The following is a 14,786-nucleotide window of genomic DNA, read 5'->3' on the forward strand; positions in this document are numbered from 1 at the left end:
TCAGACGGCCGGCGGCCGGTTCTCGTACGGCGTCGAGAGCACCACGCTCGTGCGGGTCGACACGTTGGCCTTGGCGCGGATCTCGGCCAGCAGCGCCTCGAGGTCCGACGGGCTGCCCACGCGCACCTTGAGCACGTAGCTCTCGTCGCCGGCCACCGAGTGGCAGGCCTCGATGGCCGCGATGCTCTCGAGGCGGGCGGGCGCGTCGTCCGGCGCCGCAGGGTCGATCGGCTTGATCGAGATCAGGGCCGTGAGCGGCAGGCCGAGCTGGTCGTGGTCGACGTCGATCGTGTAGCCCTTGATGACGCCGCGCTGCTCGAGCCGGCGCACCCGCTGGTGGACGGCCGAGGTCGACAGCCCGGTCGCCTTGCCGAGGTCGGTGTAGGACATCCGGCCGTCGCCGGCCAGCAGCCGCACGATGGCCTGGTCGATCTCCTCCACGACGTCGTCCCTCCTGCCCTGGCCCCCGGGGCCGAACCTACCGCGCGGCGCCCCGCCGACACCGCACCACAGGTCTGGTTGACTCCGGGGATGGACCTGCTGGCCGACGCCACCGTCCCGCCGGTCCGGCTCCTCGAGATCGGGGCGGCGCTCCTGCTGCTCGGGGTGATGGCGCGGCTGGGCCGCCGTATCGGGCTCTCGGCGGTGCCGCTCTTCCTGCTCGCCGGGCTGTTCTTCGGCGAGGGCGGCGTCGGCGACCTCGGCTTCTCCGACCCGTTCCTGCGGACCTCCTCGGAGATCGGCGCCATCCTGCTGCTCCTGCTGCTCGGGATGGAGTACTCGGCGGCCGAGCTGGCCACCACCGTGCGTCGGCGGCCGACCGCGGCGCTGCTCGACATCGGGCTCAACGCGACGCCCGGGGTGCTGGCCGGACTGCTGCTCGGCTGGGGCGCGCTGGGTGCCGTGGCGCTGGGCGGCGTCACCTACATCTCGAGCTCGGGGATCGTCGCGCAGGTGATGCGCGACCTGTCGTGGCGCGCCAACCCGGAGTCGCCGAGCGTCATCGGCCTGCTCGTGGTCGAGGACCTCGTGATGGCGCCCTATCTGCCCGCGCTCACCGCGGTGGCCACCGGCGCCGGCGTGGTGGCCGGTGCGCTGAGCGTCGGCGCCGCGATGGTCGTCGTCGGGCTCGCGGTGGTGCTGTCGCTGCGCCCGCAGCGCTGGCTGACCCGGCTGATCGACCCGGAGTCCGGCACGGCGCTGCTGCTGCTCGTGCTCGGGGCCGCGCTCGTGGTGGCCGGCGTCGCGGGGGCCGCCGGCGTCTCGCCCGTGGTGGGCGCGTTCCTGCTCGGGCTGCTGCTCTCCGGCGAGGTGAACGAGGCCGCCCGCCCGGCGCTGCGCCCCCTGCGCGACCTGTTCGCCGCGGTGTTCTTCCTGTTCTTCGGACTCAGCACGGACCCCACCGAGGTGCCGGCCGTGCTGCTGCCCGCCGCGCTGCTCGCGGCCGTCACGGTGGGGACCAAGCTCGCGCTCGCGCGCCTCGTGGTGCGCGACGAGGACCCGCGCGCGTGGCGCCGGGCCGGCGCCCTGCTCGCGGCGCGCGGCGAGTTCTCGGTGGTGATCGCGGGCGTGGTGGCCGTGGCCGGCGGCCTGCCGGACATCGGCGCGCTGGCAGCCACCTACGTGCTGCTGACCGCGATCACCGGACCGGTGCTCGCCCGCCTGCTCGCCGGCCCGCCCCAGCCCGCCTGACCCGCCCTGTCGTTACTGCCGGAACGACCGGAGAACCGGCCGGAGTCCGCGCATTCGGGCAGTAACGACGGGGTCAGGCGAGCAGCGAGCGGCCGACGACCATGCGCTGCACCTGGTTGGTGCCCTCGACGATCTGGAGCACCTTGGCCTCGCGCATGTAGCGCTCCACCGGGAAGTCCTCGACGTAGCCGTAGCCCCCGAGCACCTGCACCGCGTCGGTGGTCACCCGCATCGCGGTGTCGGTGGCGAACAGCTTCGCCTTCGCCGCCTCGACGCCGAACGGCAGCCCGCGGTCGCGCAGCCGCGCTGCGGTCACGTAGAGCGCTCGGGCCGCCGACACCTGCGTGGCCATGTCCGCGAGCAGGAACTGAAGCCCCTGGAACTGCCCGATCGGGCGGCCGAACTGACGACGCTCCTTCGCGTACGCCGCGGCCGCGTCGAGGGCGGCCTGCGCGAGGCCGACGGCGCACGCCGCGATGCCCAGGCGACCGGAGTCCAGCGCCGTCATCGCGATGGCGAAGCCCTGGCCCTCCGCGCCCACGAGCCGGTCGGAGCCGACCCGGACGCCGTCGAGGATCACCTGCGCGGTGCGCGACGCCTTGAGCCCCATCTTGCGCTCGGGCGCGCCGAAGGACAGGCCCTCGGCCTCGGCCGGGATGAGCAGGCACGAGATGCCCTTGGGGCCGTCCTCGCCGGTGCGCACCATGACGTTGTAGAAGTCGGCGGTGCCGCCGTGGGTGATCCAGGCCTTGGTGCCCGTGACGACGTAGCCGTCGCCGTCGGGCACCGCCCGGGTGCTCAGGGCTGCGGCGTCGGACCCGGACTGCGGCTCGGACAGGCAGTAGGCGCCGAGCAGCTCGCCGGAGAGCATCTCGGGCAGCCAGCGCTCCTGCTGCTGCGGCGTGCCGTACGTGGCCACCGGGAAGCACGCCAGCGCGTGCACCGACACCGAGACGCCGACCGACAGCCACGCCCCGGCGATCTCCTCGAGCGCCTGGAGGTACACCTCCAGCGGCTGGCCGCCCCCGCCGTGCTCCTCGGGGTAGGGCAGCGACAGCAGCCCCGCCTTGCCCAGCGTGCGCAGCGCCTCGCGCGGGAACACGCCGTCGTGCTCGGCGACGTCGACCTGCGGTCGCAGCTCCGCGTCGGCGATCTCGCGGACCAGGTGGAGCAGCTCGACGGCCTCGTCGGTGGGCAGAAGCCGCTCGGCGGGGGTGATCGAGAGTGCCATCAGAGCACCACCAGCTCCCGGGGTCGGAGGTTGACGCGCTCGCCCGCGGTCTCGCCGCAGACGACGATGTCCTCGATCCGGGCGCCGCTGCGCCCGGGGAGGTAGATGCCGGGCTCGATCGAGAAGGCCATGCCCGGCTCGAGCACCTCGGCGTTGCCCGCCACGATGTAGGGCTCCTCGTGGGTCTCCAGGCCGATGCCGTGGCCGGTGCGGTGCACGAAGAGCTCGCCGTAGCCGGCGTCGGCGATGACCTCGCGCGCGGCCGCGTCCACGCTCTCGGCGGTGACGCCGGGGCGCACGTGCTCGCAGGCGGCCGCCTGGGCTGCCTGGAGCACCGCGTAGTAGGCCGCGACCTCGGAGTCGGGCTCGCCCATGCTGTACGTGCGCGTCTCGTCGGAGCAATAGCCGTCCGGCATCGTGCCGCCGATGTCGACCACCACGGTCTCGCCCGGGCCGATGACGCGGTCGGACAGCTCGTGGTGCGGGCTCGCGCCGTTGGGCCCGCTGCCCACGATGACGAAGTCGACCCGCACGTGCCCCTCGGCCACGATGGCCTCGGCGATGTCGCGGCCCACCTCACGCTCGGTGCGGCCCACCTTCAGCCACTCGGGCACCCGGGCGTGCACGCGGTCGATCGCCGCGCCGGCCCGGCGCAGCGCCTCCACCTCGTCGGGCGACTTGCGCATCCGCAGCTCGCGCAGCACGTCGCCGGCCAGCGTCTGCGTCGCGCCCGGCATGGCCGCGCGCAGCCGCAGGACCTTCTCCGCCCACATGTGGTTGTCCACCGCGGCCGTGGCGTCGGGGGCCAGCAGCGAGGCCACGAGGGCGTACGGGTCGTCGGTCTCGGCCCACGGCAGCACCTCGACGTCGAGCTCGCCGAGCGGGCTGGCGAGTGCCGCCGGCCGCTCGAGACCGGGCACGACGACGACCGGGTCCGCGTCGGGGCGCAGCACGAGGCAGGTCAGCCGCTCGAGCGGGATCGCGTCGTAGCCGGTGAGGTAGCGCAGGTCCGGGCCGGGCGAGACGAGCAGGGCGTCGACGCCGGCGGCCGCGGTGGCGGCCCGTGCCCGCGCCAGACGGTCGGCGAGGTCGGAGACAGGGGGGTGGGTGCTCACGTCGGCGACCCTACGCCGGGAGGGCGCTCCCGGGCCCGTGTGGGCGCCCGCGCCACGCTCCGGCGCGCACCCGGCCGTGCCGGCACCTCCGCGGGCCGTCGGCCGCGGCGAGCGGGCACCCGGACGGGTGCGGGGGCCGTAGCGTGTCCGCGTGACCGACCGACCCGAGAAGCTGCTCCTCCTGGACTCCGCCTCACCGAAGTAGCGAAGCGCGCCTATTCTGGCTCCATGAGCCCGAAGCGCCTGCGTGCCGCCGTCTACGTCCGCCTCTCCGTCCACCGAGGCGAGCACGACCCGAGCACGTCCCCTGAGCGTCAGCGCGAAGCCGCCGAGGCCTACTGCCTCGCAAAGGGCTGGAGGGTCGCGGAGGTCGTCGAAGACCTCGACGTCTCCGCCTCGGCGAAGGGTCTCCGACTGGCCCGGCCAGGGCTGCAACGGCTCCGCGCGCTCTTCGGCGAGGTTGACGTGATCGTCTTCGCGAGCCTCGACCGCCTCGCTCGCAACGTCATCGACTTCCGCACCTTCGCGGCGGAGGCGGACGCGCACGGCGTGGCACTCGTCTCGGTGAAGGAGTCGCTCGACCTCACGACCTCCTCGGGGCGGTTCGTCGCGACGATCCTCGCGGCCTTCGCAGAGATGGAGGCGGACACGATCTCCGAGCGCACCCGCGCCGGTCGCGCCGGCGCCGTCGACCTCCGGCGCTGGGCGGGCGGGATCGCGCCCTACGGCTACGTCTCGATCCCCCATTCCAGCGGTAAGGGCCGCGCCCTGGCGGTCGAGCCTACGGAGGCCGCGCACGTTCGCCGCGCCGCCGAGACGGTGCTCTCCGGCGGCTCGCTCTACTCGGCCCTCCAGTCGCTGAACGCCTCCGGGTCGAAGCCGCGCCGCGCGAAGGCGTGGAGCCTCTCCTCGCTGCGCGTCGTCCTGACCAACGATGCGACGGCCGGTCGCATGGTCCACCGGGGCGAGGTTGTGCGAGGCGAGGACGGCCTGGCGCTTCAGGTCTGGGAGCCCGTCCTGCCGTACGAGGACGTCCTCGCCCTCCGCGCGCGCCTCGCACCGTCCCCCCAGCCGCGCGCCCGGACGACGCGCGCCTCGCGCCTGCTCTCCGGCCTCCTGGAGTGCGCGACCTGCGGCGGCTCCATGCGCCTGCACTCGCGCGGGCAGGACGGCGCGCAGGCCTACTCCTGCCACGGGCGTTCTGACGGCACCGGATGCACCGCTGCGGCGTCGATCTCGGCGGCAGACGTCGAGCAGTACGTCGCCCGCACCTTCGTCGCGGACCTCGGAAGCGAGCCCGAGCTCTACGAGATCCGGCATGAGCCGGCGTCTGGCCTCCCCTCCGTCGAGGAGGCGATCCAAGCCGCCGTCGCAGCGGTTGCCACATCCGCCACAGCCGACGCCGTCGACACGCTCCGCGCTCTTCAGGAGCGCCGCGCCGCTCTGCTTGACGCTCCCCCCGAGGTGACTGTCGAGTGGCGCGAGACGGGCCGCACCATCGGCGAGGCCTTCGCGGAAGACTCCGTCGAGGAAGCCCGCGCGATGCTCGCCGCCAACATCGACGGGCGGATCCTCGTCTTCCCCGGCGTTCGCGGCCGCCGCCCTGCCTCATTCGACCTGGGCGAGCGCCTCGCGTGGGAGTGGCGTCCTCGCGCCTGACGCCTGTTGGGCTCGCCATCCCGTGAAGTTGCGCCATCCGGCGAGCAGCCCCGGCGCTACTGACCCTGTCCTCCTGTGTCTGGCCGTTTGGGCACCTGAGCAGGTAGCGCACCCCTGACCGACTCCTCCTGAGTGCGCTCGACTCGGCGACCCGTTCAGGTCACGGCTCGGCAACGAAGTGCGTCCGTGTGAGCAGGTCGAGCGCCGCTAGCGCCCTCCTCATGTGTGCCACGACCGTCGGGGCAAGCCACATGGTGAGCAGCCATGGAGCCGCTGGCCCTCTACATAGGTGTTCCCTGCTCGCCGATCTGTGCCCACCGCGCACGCCGCTCCCGTGAGATCCGGAGGCCGCGCCTCACCTCTGTCTACCGGCCTCGAATCCCCGTCACCCGTGCCAGCGGGTGACCGCCCCCACTGCCAGAAGGAAGCCCCCGTGAGATGCCCCCTCCCCGATCCCTGCCCCATCTGCTCCGGTCCGCTCACCTACGGAGGGCGCGGCCGGCGTCCGGTCTTCTGCTCCCCGCGCTGTAAGGCCGCGAGCGACGCGCAGAGCCGCCCGGATCGCCGCGCCGCCGAGACGCCCGAGGAGTCCGCCGCATCCGAGGCCAAGCTCCACGCGATCCTCGACCGGCGCCCCGCCCACGACCTGACCCGCCGCACCCGCGACCGTCTCGTAGCCACGCGCGGCATGACGACCGAGTCCCCGAAGGCCTACCTTGCAGACGACGGCCGGCTCTCCCGCGCCTTCGCACCCGACCGCACTAGAGACCGCCCGACCCGGCGCGCTGCCACGACGGTCGATGACCAGGCCCTCGACGGCTTCACCCTCGACGGCGCTGTGAAGGGTGCCTCCCGCAAGCGCGAGAAGGACCCGGCCGCCCTGTGGCTCGCCGACCACCACCCCGAGGCCCTGGCCGACTTCGGGCACGACTTCTGACCGGCCTGACCGCGAAATATCCCTAGTGGGAAGACAACCCCCATACCGCCCGCACCCGGCGCCCTGGCAGGCCCGTGCGGGAAGCGAGGCCCCTGGCGCGGATCCCGCTGGGGGCCTTGCGCTTGGCCTGCCAGCGTGACAAACGAAGGAGGCGTCCGTGAGCACCTACGTGACGACCTGCTCAGAGTGCTCGGTGACCTTCGAGTCCGGACGCTCCTGGGCGAAGACCTGCTCTGACCGATGCCGCCAGCGCCGCCATCGCCGAACCCACGACGAGCGCCGAGCCGAGGCCGCCCGACGCCTTCGTCGCCTGATCGCAGAGACGGTCACGGCCGGTACCGCCGCCGAATGTGAAGCCCTGGACGCGATGCTCGACCTTGTCGGCGAAGAGGCCTTCGCCGACTCGCTGACGGCTCTAGGTCGCTGACCCACGACTCCGAGCCCCCTGCGGCTCGGCCCCTTCTCCTCGGGTGGAGAGAACGCCCCGCCCGCTCCTCGGACCACGGCCCGGCCAGGCCCCGGGGAGCGGGCGGCGTGCGTCGCTGCCCGAGCCCACCCGACCCCACGGAGACCCAGATGGACCCCCTCTCGACCCTGATCGGCGCATCCGGCGCCCAGCCCGACCCGCATCGCGGCACCGAGTCCCTCGTCGGCCGCTGCCCGATCTGCGATCACGCGAAGTCGCTGATCGTCTCGCTCGCCCCCGAGCGCGCCTCGGTGTGGTGCGTGATGAATCACGGCGCCTGCGACGCCGACGCGATCGTCGACCGCCTCGGCCTGCCCACCGACGTGATCCTGGAGCGCCTCGCCTCCGGCGGCTTCGAACTGGCGCACGACCGGCCGCTCCAGGCCTCGCGCACCCTGCTCGGCGTCACCCTCCTCACCCGCGCCGATCTCGCCACGCTGCCCGAGCCCGAGCCCCTGATCGCCGAGACCCTTGACCGCCGCTCGATCGCACTCCTCGCCGGCCCACCCGGCACCGGGAAGTCCTTCGTCGCTTTGGACTGGGCCGCCTCCGTCGCGACCGGCGCCCCGTGGCTCGGACGGACCGCCGAGCCCGGCCGCGTCCTCTACATCGTCGGCGAAGGCGCCCACGGCCTCCACGCGCGTCTCTCGGCGTGGGAGGCGCATCACGGCGCGGAGATCGAGACCGACCGCTTCGTCGTCCTACCGGCCGCTATCCAAGTGACACGCCCCGCCGACCTGCGCGAGTTGGCGGACCACGTCGAGCGCGAGGACTTCGACCTCGTCGTCTTCGACACCCTCGCCCGCATGGCCGTCGGCGTGGACGAGAACAGTGCCGAAGGCATGGGTCGCCTCGTCGATGCCTTCGAGACCGTCAAGCGCGCCACGCCACGCGGCACCGTCCTCGTCGTCCACCACACCGGCAAGGACGGCGAAACCGTGCGCGGCTCCTCCTCCCTGGAGGGCGCGATGGACACCGTCTACCGGATCGACGCGACCTTCGAGCCGCACGCCCTGAAGCGTACGAAGCGCAAGGACGGCCCGGTCGAGGACGTGATCGACTTCCGCCTCCAGGAGGTCGCCGACTCCTGCGTCTTCGTCCCGACCGATCGACGCTCCTTCGCCACCATCGAAGCCGACCCGGAGGCGTGGCACGCAGGCTGGACGGCCGTGCGACTGACCTTCCGTGGCGACGCCGACTTCTCGAAGTCGGACGCCGTGCGCACCATGATCGCCAGCGGCATCGCTCGGACGACCGCCTATCGCTACCTCACGGAGCTGGTCGCGCACGGCCTCGTCCGTAACGTCATGCGGTCCGAGTCCGCGCCGCCCCGCTACAAGGTCCAGGACCACGTCGCCCGGCGGCTGCGCATCGCGATCCCAGAACCGTTCGCCCTTCGGCTCCCTGACGGGGCCGACGGCGTCCCACTCCCGTCCCACTGAGGCCGAACAGGTAAGTCCGTCCCACGGAACGGCGCGGCGTCCCACGCCGCGTCCCACCCGTGGGACGCCGTCTCACCTGCGATGACGCCGTGATCCGTCCCACGTCCGTCCCACCCCAACAGGCGTCCCACCCCGACCCCCATAGGGAGTGGGACGCCCGTGGGACGTGGGACGCCGACCCCCCTCCAACGCACGGCCCGCTGGTCCCAGGCCGTCTGAGCGCGCAGCGGCCCACCTGGGTTCCACCGCTGCGCGCTAGTCGCCCGCGCCGGGCTCCTCGCCACCTTCCGGGCCTGGAGCTCGGCGCCGGGCGCGACCTGACCACCGACCACGGAACCCACGACCACGAAGGGAACCCGTCACATGACGACCACGACCTACCGCCCCCACCGCGTCCGTACCGGCGCCGCGACCTACGAGACCGTCAACTTCGACCCGGCCGTGACCGCTTCGGTCGACGGCACCTACCGAAGCGGCGCCCTCCTCCTCGCCGCCGACGACGCCGGCCGCGTCTGGCTCCTCGCGCCACCTTCTGGCGCCGCTCACCATGACCTCGACGGCAGCCTCTACGGCGTGCCGCTCGACGCCCTGGAGCACGTCCTCGACCCGGCGGACTTCGCGCTGCTCTTCTCCGGCTACCTGTCCCAGCGGCGGGAGGCATGACCGCCGACGACGACGGCCTCGGCCACCTCGCCCTCTGGCCCTCGGCGCCCGCGCTCCGGGCCGACGAAGCCCGCCTCGCGGCCCGCCGCGCGACCTACCGCCCTCCGGCGTGGGTCCGCTGCGTCGTCGCCTTCTACGCCTACACGGGCCGCCCTGTGCCCGACGACTCCGTCGCTGCGCGCTACCTGCGCCGCGGCTCCTAGACCGCACGCCGCGCGCCGCTCGCGCCCGTCCTTCCGCGAGCCCGGCCGCCGCAGCGTGCTCGGCTGCGCCGCGCCCCTTCGGACCGTCCTCGGTCTTGGTCCGGCGGGGCGTGGCGCGGCTCCTGCTGCTCTCGAAGGGAACCCCGATGCCTGCCTCTTCCTCCTCGTCCTGGCGAACCTCACCGCTGCCCGTCAACTGGCGCCAGATCCGCAACGTCGTGATCCGCCGCGACGGTGGTCGGTGCGTCTGGGTCGACTACGACGGCGCCTCGCGTCGGCGCTGCGCCGAGACAGGCTCCGGTCCCGGCGGTCGCCTTGAGGTCGATCACATCGGCGACCCCACGGACCACTCGCCGATGAACCTCCGCACCCTCTGCGCCTTCCACCACCGGATCCTCACCAACCGCCAGGCCGCCGCCGCGCGCCGCGCGCGAGCCTCGCGCAACCGCGAGCCCGAGCGTCACCCCGGCCTGCTCTGAGCTGGCAGGCGCAGACCCCTGGCACCCGACCCCCCTCCACCCCCCTCGTGCGTCCTGGACGGCATCGCGCCTCGGCCCGGTTACGTATCGACCTCTGACCCACCTACCTGCCTCCTGGAGGCCGCATGCCCGCCCCCGCTGTCCCGGAGGGCCTCTCCGACGACGCCCGGGACCTGTTCCTCGACGTACTCGAAGCCGACCCGGAACTGGACGCGCACCGCTTCCACGCGCTCGTCCAGGCGTGTCGCCTGATCTCCCTCGCCGACACCTGCGAGGCCTCGATCGGCGAGTCGGTCACCGTTCCCGGCTACCGGGGCCAGCCCGTCGCGAACCCGCTCATCGGCGAGGCGCGTCTCGCCCGCGCCGCCGCCGTCGTCGCGCTGAAGGCGGCCGGGCTGACCCCGACCGCCTCCTCCGCCTCGGCGGCCGGCGCTGCGCTCGTCCGCAAGCGCTGGGCCTCGCGATGAGGCGGCCCACCACGACGACCGCCTCAGCGCCGGCACTCCCGCCCCCGCCGCCCCTCACCCCCGCCGACGTCGCCACCGCGCGCGGCTCGATCCTCCGCGCCGCCTTCGACGCCGCCACCCGCTACCGCGCCGCCCACCCCGGTGCCCCGGTCGACGGCTCCGTCGCTCGGACCCTCGCCCAGGACTTCGCCAGAGACCACGGGCGCGTGAGCTGACAACCCCCGCACCCCCCGACTCCACGGCGATAGCGCGCCCGCCGTCCTACCCGGCGCGCCCGGTGACCCAGGAGGTCACACCCGAATGACCGAGAACACCGCCGCTCTGCTCCCCAACGGGAGGAGCGTCCTCGACCCGAAGACCCACCTCGGCGGCCCGCAGCGCGAGCCCAAATCCGCCCCGGCGCTGGTCGCGCTCCTCGCGCAGCATGACCCCGCCGTGGCCTCGGCCGCCGAGGCCTACGCCGCCGCGCTCGCCGCCGCCGAGGCCGCCCGCGACGCCGGAGCCGAGATCGCCCAGGACTTCCAGGACGCGCAGGCCGCGTACCAGCTCACGGTCCGCTCCGGCGACGCGAAGGCCAAGGAGCCGGACGCGACCGCAGCGATCGCCGCCGCCCACGTCGCGCACCGCAGCTACGCCGCCCTCGACAGGGCCGCCTCGCACGCCGCGACGGCCCTCGACGAGGCGGTCGACACCGCCTCCGTCGGCGACGCCCGAGCCGCCGCGCACGCCGCCATGGAGGCGACGGCAGAGACCGCCCGCACCGCGCTCGCCGCAGCCGAGCAGGCCGTCGCCGCCACCGAGCAGGCAGCAAGGCTCCTCCGTGAGATCGACCGGCGCGCCCTGATCGCCTCCGGCGTCCGCCCGACCGAGGCCGCCCAGGACGTCGACAACCTGGCCCGCCAGGCGGAGGACGACCGGGTCCTCGTCGCCCGCCGCACCGCCGCCCTGCGAGGCGGAGACCTCCCCCTCGCGCTGCGCATCCCGACGCCGACGTTCATCGAGGGCACCCGCACCCCCGCCCCCGACCGCCTCGCAGCCACCCGAGCCGCCGAGAACGCCGAGGCCGCCCGGCGTCGTAGCGGCCTCCCGTCGGGCCGCGTCGGCACCCTCCGCGCCGTCTAGGAGACCACGATGACCACCCACGACCCCGTCAAGGCCGCCGTCGCCGCCGCGCTGGAGCGCACCGAGAACCCGCCGCCCCGCGCCCCCACTCGGGAAGAGGTCTTCGACGCTCACAACGAGCGCCTCAAGGATCTGGGCTACCCGCCCCGCGCCTACACCGACTCGAAGGGCCGCCTCGTCGTCCCCGACGGCGCGGAGCCGTGAGCCGCCGCCCCCGCCGCGTCGAGACGGCGCCGAACGTAGTTCGCGACCACCTCCCGGTGAGCGACCCCGACACCTACACCGCCCACGCGAGGGCGCTGTACGGCCTGCTCCTCCCGGCGGCACTCGAAGCCGGGCACACCGACGACCGCGCCACTCGCCGCTACGTCGTCTCGGTCGCAGCTCCGGCCCTCGTCGTCGACTCGCTGCGCGGGGTCGACGACTACGGCACCGGCCCCGGCGAGCCCGACAGCATCGTCGCGCAGCAGATCGCTGCGCGTGCGTCCAACCTGCGCGCGGCCGTGGCCGGCGCCTGGATCCAGGAGGTGAGCCGATGACCGGCCACAACTTCGTCAGGGCGTCGTGCCCCATCGGCATGCCCGCCGAGGAGCACAGCGCCCTGACCGCCACCGCCGCCGAGTTCTCCGAGAAGCGCAAGGCACCCCCGGCGCAACCTGCCGCCCCGGAGCCCGCCCCGGAGCCCGACGACCTCGACGAGGCCCTCGCAGCGATCGAGGACGAGCATCGCGACTGAACGCTGCGCCCGGCCCCCGACCCTTCCCTCAGCGGGGGCCGTGGGCCGGGCGCGCACCGCGATCAGATGCAGCATGCTGAGCGGCACGCGGCCGCGCTGACGCAAGCCCGCCGCCGAAACGAGGGAGCCAGCGTGACGCTCATCGCCTTCTACGCGAACAGGGACTTCGCAGTCGTGGCCGCGGACCGACGGGTGACGTTGCCGGACGGAACCATCAAGGAGGACAGCTACACGAAGTTGCTGACGTGGGACGGGGGGTTGGTCTTCGGTCTGACGGGCGCCGCCTACCTGAACGTCTCTGGGCAACAGGTTCGGTCTATCGACTGGCTGGCGAAGGATCTCGCTGCATCTGCCTTAGCCGGAAGCGCCAGGCGCCTGGATCTCGCGGCGGTGACAAAGAGGCTCAATCGAGTCGCCCTGCGAAATCCTCGGCGGAAGCTCGCCTTCGCCGGGATCGGCTTCCTCGATCGGCGGCCCACGCTCGCGCTGATCAGCAACATGCACATGGCTGACGGCACCATCCGGAGTCATCCCGCCCGGCTATTCGTGGCGACCTCGTTGCAGGACTACCACGAGGAGTTCTTCACTCTCGGCGTTCCACCATCGCAGGCATCGCTCGACCTGCTGCACAAGGCGATTCCCAAGGTCAGATCGAACCCAATGGCCGTGGCTCAGGTGCTTGTCGGCTTCATCAAGCGCTCGTCCGGTCCGGTCGTTGGGCAGGAATGCCTCGTCGTCTGGCTCCACAGCGACGCCACGGTCGACGACGCGTTCTACTGCGACGTCCTCGGTCCAGGCATTCGACCTGGCGCACTCGTCAACTTCGCGATGCCTGTGGGAGTGATGGGTAGCGGCGTCTCACACATACACCCACAACCTCTACGACGTTCTCGCCGACGTCGCGACTGACAGCACGACGCCCGCCTCCGTGGCTCGGAGGCGGGCGTCGTACTCGCTCGTGTGGACTAGATGTGCGTGTTGATCCAGTCCCAATCAGCCTTGTTCAGCCAGCCAGCGGCGGTGCCGCCCACAGTCATGACCAGCACTCGGTCGTTCTTGTCCACGTGCCCCGCGAGCGAGTCCCACACGGCCGCGGGGCTGTGAGCGGTGGCCACAAGCCACGTCGACTGCAGGCAGTGCCTGTACGCACCGAGGCCCTTGATGGCCTCGATCAGACCGGAGTAGTTCTGCCCCGGCCGCTGGAGGTCGTAGGAGACCATGATTCCGTTCATCGTGTTCCTTCACCTTCCGCTCCGCGGCGAATGTCGCGTGAGCAGCTCTGAGTGAGGACACCTCGTGTGACAGAGGGCACAGCCAGCGCGCTCCATGGCGCTGGCCGTGCTACCTTCGCGCTACTGCCAGGTAGACACGAAGCCTCGGTCGAGGGGTCCGGACCACGGACCACTTGTCCGAGGCCTTCGTCACTCAGGGGACAGGCTACCTGGGCTTACTTACAAGCGTGTGACTAGCCGTCATCCCCTGTGGACAATTCTGTGGATTGTCCTGGGGACAAGCCCATGAGCGCTGGGGATTAGCGTGTGGACGGCCTGTGGTCAAGGGAGATTTCTCCCGTTCCATACCGATTCTAATTGTGATGCGGCTCACATCGTGACGTCCTGCTGGGACTCAGTTCCGCCCGAAGGACAGGCGAGGGCGCCCGGCTCCGCAACGGGGAAAGCGAGGCCAGGCTCCCATCGCTGGTTAGTCAGGCAGCCCCGAGAATCTCCTCGACCGTGCCGACGACCGGGACGGCGAACCCTTCGGCGATCGTCGCCTCGACCCAGTTGAGTCCGAGCCGGTAGTCCGCGCCGAGCAGTCCGTCGAGGTCGATCTCCAGGACCGCCCCCGCGCCGATCGGCCGAAACCCGGCCGCCGTGAGCTGCTCGTAGACCTCCCCGAAGGCGATCTCGTCGATCGCGGACCCGACGTAGACCGTGGGCTCACCGGCCCCCATGCTTCCCATAGCGCGCTCCCTGCTTGCTCAGGTGGTGCGTCAGGCCCCGGCGCAGCGGTCGCAACGCTCCGCCGGGGCCGCCTCCGCTGTGCGACGTGGTCAGGCTAGGACTGCCGGCGCCCCGGGCGCAAGGTATGGAAATCGCGGAATTCGTTGCGGCACAGGGGATCGCGCGTCGTCTCGCGCTAGTCGTTTCCCGCGACTAGTCCTCCGGGAAGTCCTCCGTCGGCGCGGGAAGCCGAAGGTACGCCTCGGCAATGGCGAGCAACTGATGCCCGTCCGAGCACGAGTCGGCCAGCCGCTCGACTGCCCGCAGAAGGCTGGCCTGCGCGTCTCTGTGGAGATCCGGAAGGTCCGGCTTCCAGTCGGCAGCGAAGCGGTCGAACAGCGTCAGCCCCGGCGCGGCTGTGCTCGACGGCTCCCCCGGCTCCCAGACCAGCACGGTTGACGCTGTCCCAATGTGCGCGCCGAGCGTGATCGACAACTTCATCGCGTCCGGCGAGTCCGCCATACGCCGCATGTTCTCGTGAAGGTCGGGAGGTTCGGCCGCATCGGTGCTGAAGTACGTGACGAGGGCCTTCCAGGCGTCGACCCCGCCGCTCCACTGTGCGGGCGGGGAC

20 protein-coding genes and 1 pseudogene are annotated in these 14,786 nt (G+C 72.6%); 15 read left to right on the forward strand and 6 right to left on the reverse strand.

Annotation, left to right across the window (positions count from 1 at the left end; translation table 11 throughout):
* Positions 1 to 441: an AsnC family transcriptional regulator gene (locus GC157_01100; protein ID MBI1376074.1), complete on the reverse strand. Its 441-nt coding sequence runs from the start codon at positions 439 to 441 to the stop codon at positions 1 to 3.
* Between the two features lie 90 nt (positions 442 to 531).
* Here GC157_01100 and GC157_01105 point away from each other — a divergent pair.
* Positions 532 to 1,761: pseudogene (locus GC157_01105) on the forward strand (cation:proton antiporter).
* A 4-nt stretch (positions 1,762 to 1,765) separates the two neighbouring features.
* Here GC157_01105 and GC157_01110 read toward each other — a convergent pair.
* Together GC157_01110 and GC157_01115 are read right to left on the reverse strand one after the other, a co-directional pair.
* Entirely contained in the window at positions 1,766 to 2,923 is a 1,158-nt protein-coding gene (locus GC157_01110) for an acyl-CoA dehydrogenase (protein MBI1376075.1), read from the reverse strand.
* Positions 2,923 to 4,038, reverse strand: coding sequence for a M24 family metallopeptidase (locus GC157_01115; GenBank protein ID MBI1376076.1), 1,116 nt, complete (start codon positions 4,036 to 4,038; stop codon positions 2,923 to 2,925). Before GC157_01115 ends, GC157_01110 begins: the two co-directional genes overlap by 1 nt.
* Positions 4,039 to 4,266: 228 nt before the next feature.
* Between GC157_01115 and GC157_01120 the strand changes: the two genes are divergently transcribed.
* The 14 genes from GC157_01120 (at position 4,267) to GC157_01185 (ending at position 13,121) form a co-directional block, all read left to right on the forward strand.
* A complete protein-coding gene (locus tag GC157_01120) occupies positions 4,267 to 5,697 on the forward strand; it encodes a hypothetical protein (protein ID MBI1376077.1) in 1,431 nt (476 codons plus the stop codon).
* A 433-nt stretch (positions 5,698 to 6,130) separates the two neighbouring features.
* Positions 6,131 to 6,634 (forward strand): hypothetical protein, encoded by a 504-nt coding sequence (locus GC157_01125; protein ID MBI1376078.1) that lies wholly within the window; start codon positions 6,131 to 6,133, stop codon positions 6,632 to 6,634.
* Positions 6,635 to 6,791: 157 nt separating this feature from the next.
* Positions 6,792 to 7,061, forward strand: coding sequence for a hypothetical protein (locus GC157_01130; protein MBI1376079.1), 270 nt, complete (start codon positions 6,792 to 6,794; stop codon positions 7,059 to 7,061).
* A gap of 149 nt (positions 7,062 to 7,210) precedes the next feature.
* Positions 7,211 to 8,542: an AAA family ATPase gene (locus tag GC157_01135; GenBank protein ID MBI1376080.1), complete on the forward strand. Its 1,332-nt coding sequence runs from the start codon at positions 7,211 to 7,213 to the stop codon at positions 8,540 to 8,542.
* Positions 8,543 to 8,905: 363 nt separating this feature from the next.
* Complete coding sequence (locus tag GC157_01140) at positions 8,906 to 9,205, forward strand: hypothetical protein (protein MBI1376081.1); 300 nt, start codon at positions 8,906 to 8,908, stop codon at positions 9,203 to 9,205.
* The gene (locus GC157_01145; protein MBI1376082.1) at positions 9,202 to 9,408 is read left to right on the forward strand and encodes a hypothetical protein; all 207 of its coding nucleotides are present in this window, start codon (positions 9,202 to 9,204) and stop codon (positions 9,406 to 9,408) included. The genes GC157_01140 and GC157_01145 overlap by 4 nt, the downstream gene beginning before the upstream one ends.
* 146 nt (positions 9,409 to 9,554) lie before the next feature.
* On the forward strand, positions 9,555 to 9,887 hold the full coding sequence (locus GC157_01150) for an HNH endonuclease (protein ID MBI1376083.1): 333 nt from the start codon (positions 9,555 to 9,557) through the stop codon (positions 9,885 to 9,887).
* A 125-nt stretch (positions 9,888 to 10,012) separates the two neighbouring features.
* Positions 10,013 to 10,354: a hypothetical protein gene (locus tag GC157_01155; GenBank protein ID MBI1376084.1), complete on the forward strand. Its 342-nt coding sequence runs from the start codon at positions 10,013 to 10,015 to the stop codon at positions 10,352 to 10,354.
* Positions 10,351 to 10,569: a hypothetical protein gene (locus GC157_01160; GenBank protein ID MBI1376085.1), complete on the forward strand. Its 219-nt coding sequence runs from the start codon at positions 10,351 to 10,353 to the stop codon at positions 10,567 to 10,569. The genes GC157_01155 and GC157_01160 overlap by 4 nt, the downstream gene beginning before the upstream one ends.
* 85 nt (positions 10,570 to 10,654) lie before the next feature.
* Complete coding sequence (locus GC157_01165; protein ID MBI1376086.1) at positions 10,655 to 11,476, forward strand: hypothetical protein; 822 nt, start codon at positions 10,655 to 10,657, stop codon at positions 11,474 to 11,476.
* 9 nt (positions 11,477 to 11,485) lie between these two features.
* The gene (locus GC157_01170; protein ID MBI1376087.1) at positions 11,486 to 11,680 is read left to right on the forward strand and encodes a hypothetical protein; all 195 of its coding nucleotides are present in this window, start codon (positions 11,486 to 11,488) and stop codon (positions 11,678 to 11,680) included.
* 56 nt (positions 11,681 to 11,736) lie between these two features.
* A complete protein-coding gene (locus tag GC157_01175) occupies positions 11,737 to 12,015 on the forward strand; it encodes a hypothetical protein (GenBank protein MBI1376088.1) in 279 nt (92 codons plus the stop codon).
* A complete protein-coding gene (locus GC157_01180; GenBank protein MBI1376089.1) occupies positions 12,012 to 12,212 on the forward strand; it encodes a hypothetical protein in 201 nt (66 codons plus the stop codon). Before GC157_01175 ends, GC157_01180 begins: the two co-directional genes overlap by 4 nt.
* Positions 12,213 to 12,344: 132 nt before the next feature.
* Complete coding sequence (locus tag GC157_01185) at positions 12,345 to 13,121, forward strand: hypothetical protein (GenBank protein MBI1376090.1); 777 nt, start codon at positions 12,345 to 12,347, stop codon at positions 13,119 to 13,121.
* 56 nt (positions 13,122 to 13,177) lie between these two features.
* On the opposite strand, the gene GC157_01190 is transcribed toward GC157_01185, so the two are convergent.
* From GC157_01190 to GC157_01200, 3 genes are all read right to left on the reverse strand, one after another.
* The gene (locus tag GC157_01190; protein MBI1376091.1) at positions 13,178 to 13,432 is read right to left on the reverse strand and encodes a hypothetical protein; all 255 of its coding nucleotides are present in this window, start codon (positions 13,430 to 13,432) and stop codon (positions 13,178 to 13,180) included.
* A gap of 485 nt (positions 13,433 to 13,917) precedes the next feature.
* Positions 13,918 to 14,175 carry a hypothetical protein gene (locus GC157_01195; GenBank protein ID MBI1376092.1) on the reverse strand — a complete coding sequence of 86 codons (258 nt, stop codon included), beginning with the start codon at positions 14,173 to 14,175 and terminating at the stop codon, positions 13,918 to 13,920.
* Positions 14,176 to 14,351: 176 nt separating this feature from the next.
* Positions 14,352 to 14,771, reverse strand: coding sequence for a hypothetical protein (locus GC157_01200; protein ID MBI1376093.1), 420 nt, complete (start codon positions 14,769 to 14,771; stop codon positions 14,352 to 14,354).
* Positions 14,772 to 14,786: the final 15 nt, after the last annotated feature.

The sequence above is a fragment of the Frankiales bacterium genome (genome assembly GCA_016125335.1).
Classification (GTDB): Bacteria; Actinomycetota; Actinomycetes; order S36-B12; family CAIYMF01; genus Longivirga.

Coding starts and splice junctions, on each gene's coding strand:
- GC157_01190 (MBI1376091.1), bottom strand. CDS start 13,432: ATGGTCTCCTACGACCTCCAGCGGCCGGGGCAGAACTACTCCGGTCTG.
- GC157_01180 (MBI1376089.1), top strand. CDS start 12,012: ATGACCGGCCACAACTTCGTCAGGGCGTCGTGCCCCATCGGCATGCCC.
- GC157_01160 (MBI1376085.1), top strand. CDS start 10,351: ATGAGGCGGCCCACCACGACGACCGCCTCAGCGCCGGCACTCCCGCCC.
- GC157_01110 (MBI1376075.1), bottom strand. CDS start 2,923: ATGGCACTCTCGATCACCCCCGCCGAGCGGCTTCTGCCCACCGACGAG.
- GC157_01150 (MBI1376083.1), top strand. CDS start 9,555: ATGCCTGCCTCTTCCTCCTCGTCCTGGCGAACCTCACCGCTGCCCGTC.
- GC157_01120 (MBI1376077.1), top strand. CDS start 4,267: ATGAGCCCGAAGCGCCTGCGTGCCGCCGTCTACGTCCGCCTCTCCGTC.
- GC157_01155 (MBI1376084.1), top strand. CDS start 10,013: ATGCCCGCCCCCGCTGTCCCGGAGGGCCTCTCCGACGACGCCCGGGAC.
- GC157_01140 (MBI1376081.1), top strand. CDS start 8,906: ATGACGACCACGACCTACCGCCCCCACCGCGTCCGTACCGGCGCCGCG.
- GC157_01165 (MBI1376086.1), top strand. CDS start 10,655: ATGACCGAGAACACCGCCGCTCTGCTCCCCAACGGGAGGAGCGTCCTC.
- GC157_01135 (MBI1376080.1), top strand. CDS start 7,211: ATGGACCCCCTCTCGACCCTGATCGGCGCATCCGGCGCCCAGCCCGAC.
- GC157_01170 (MBI1376087.1), top strand. CDS start 11,486: ATGACCACCCACGACCCCGTCAAGGCCGCCGTCGCCGCCGCGCTGGAG.
- GC157_01195 (MBI1376092.1), bottom strand. CDS start 14,175: ATGGGAAGCATGGGGGCCGGTGAGCCCACGGTCTACGTCGGGTCCGCG.
- GC157_01145 (MBI1376082.1), top strand. CDS start 9,202: ATGACCGCCGACGACGACGGCCTCGGCCACCTCGCCCTCTGGCCCTCG.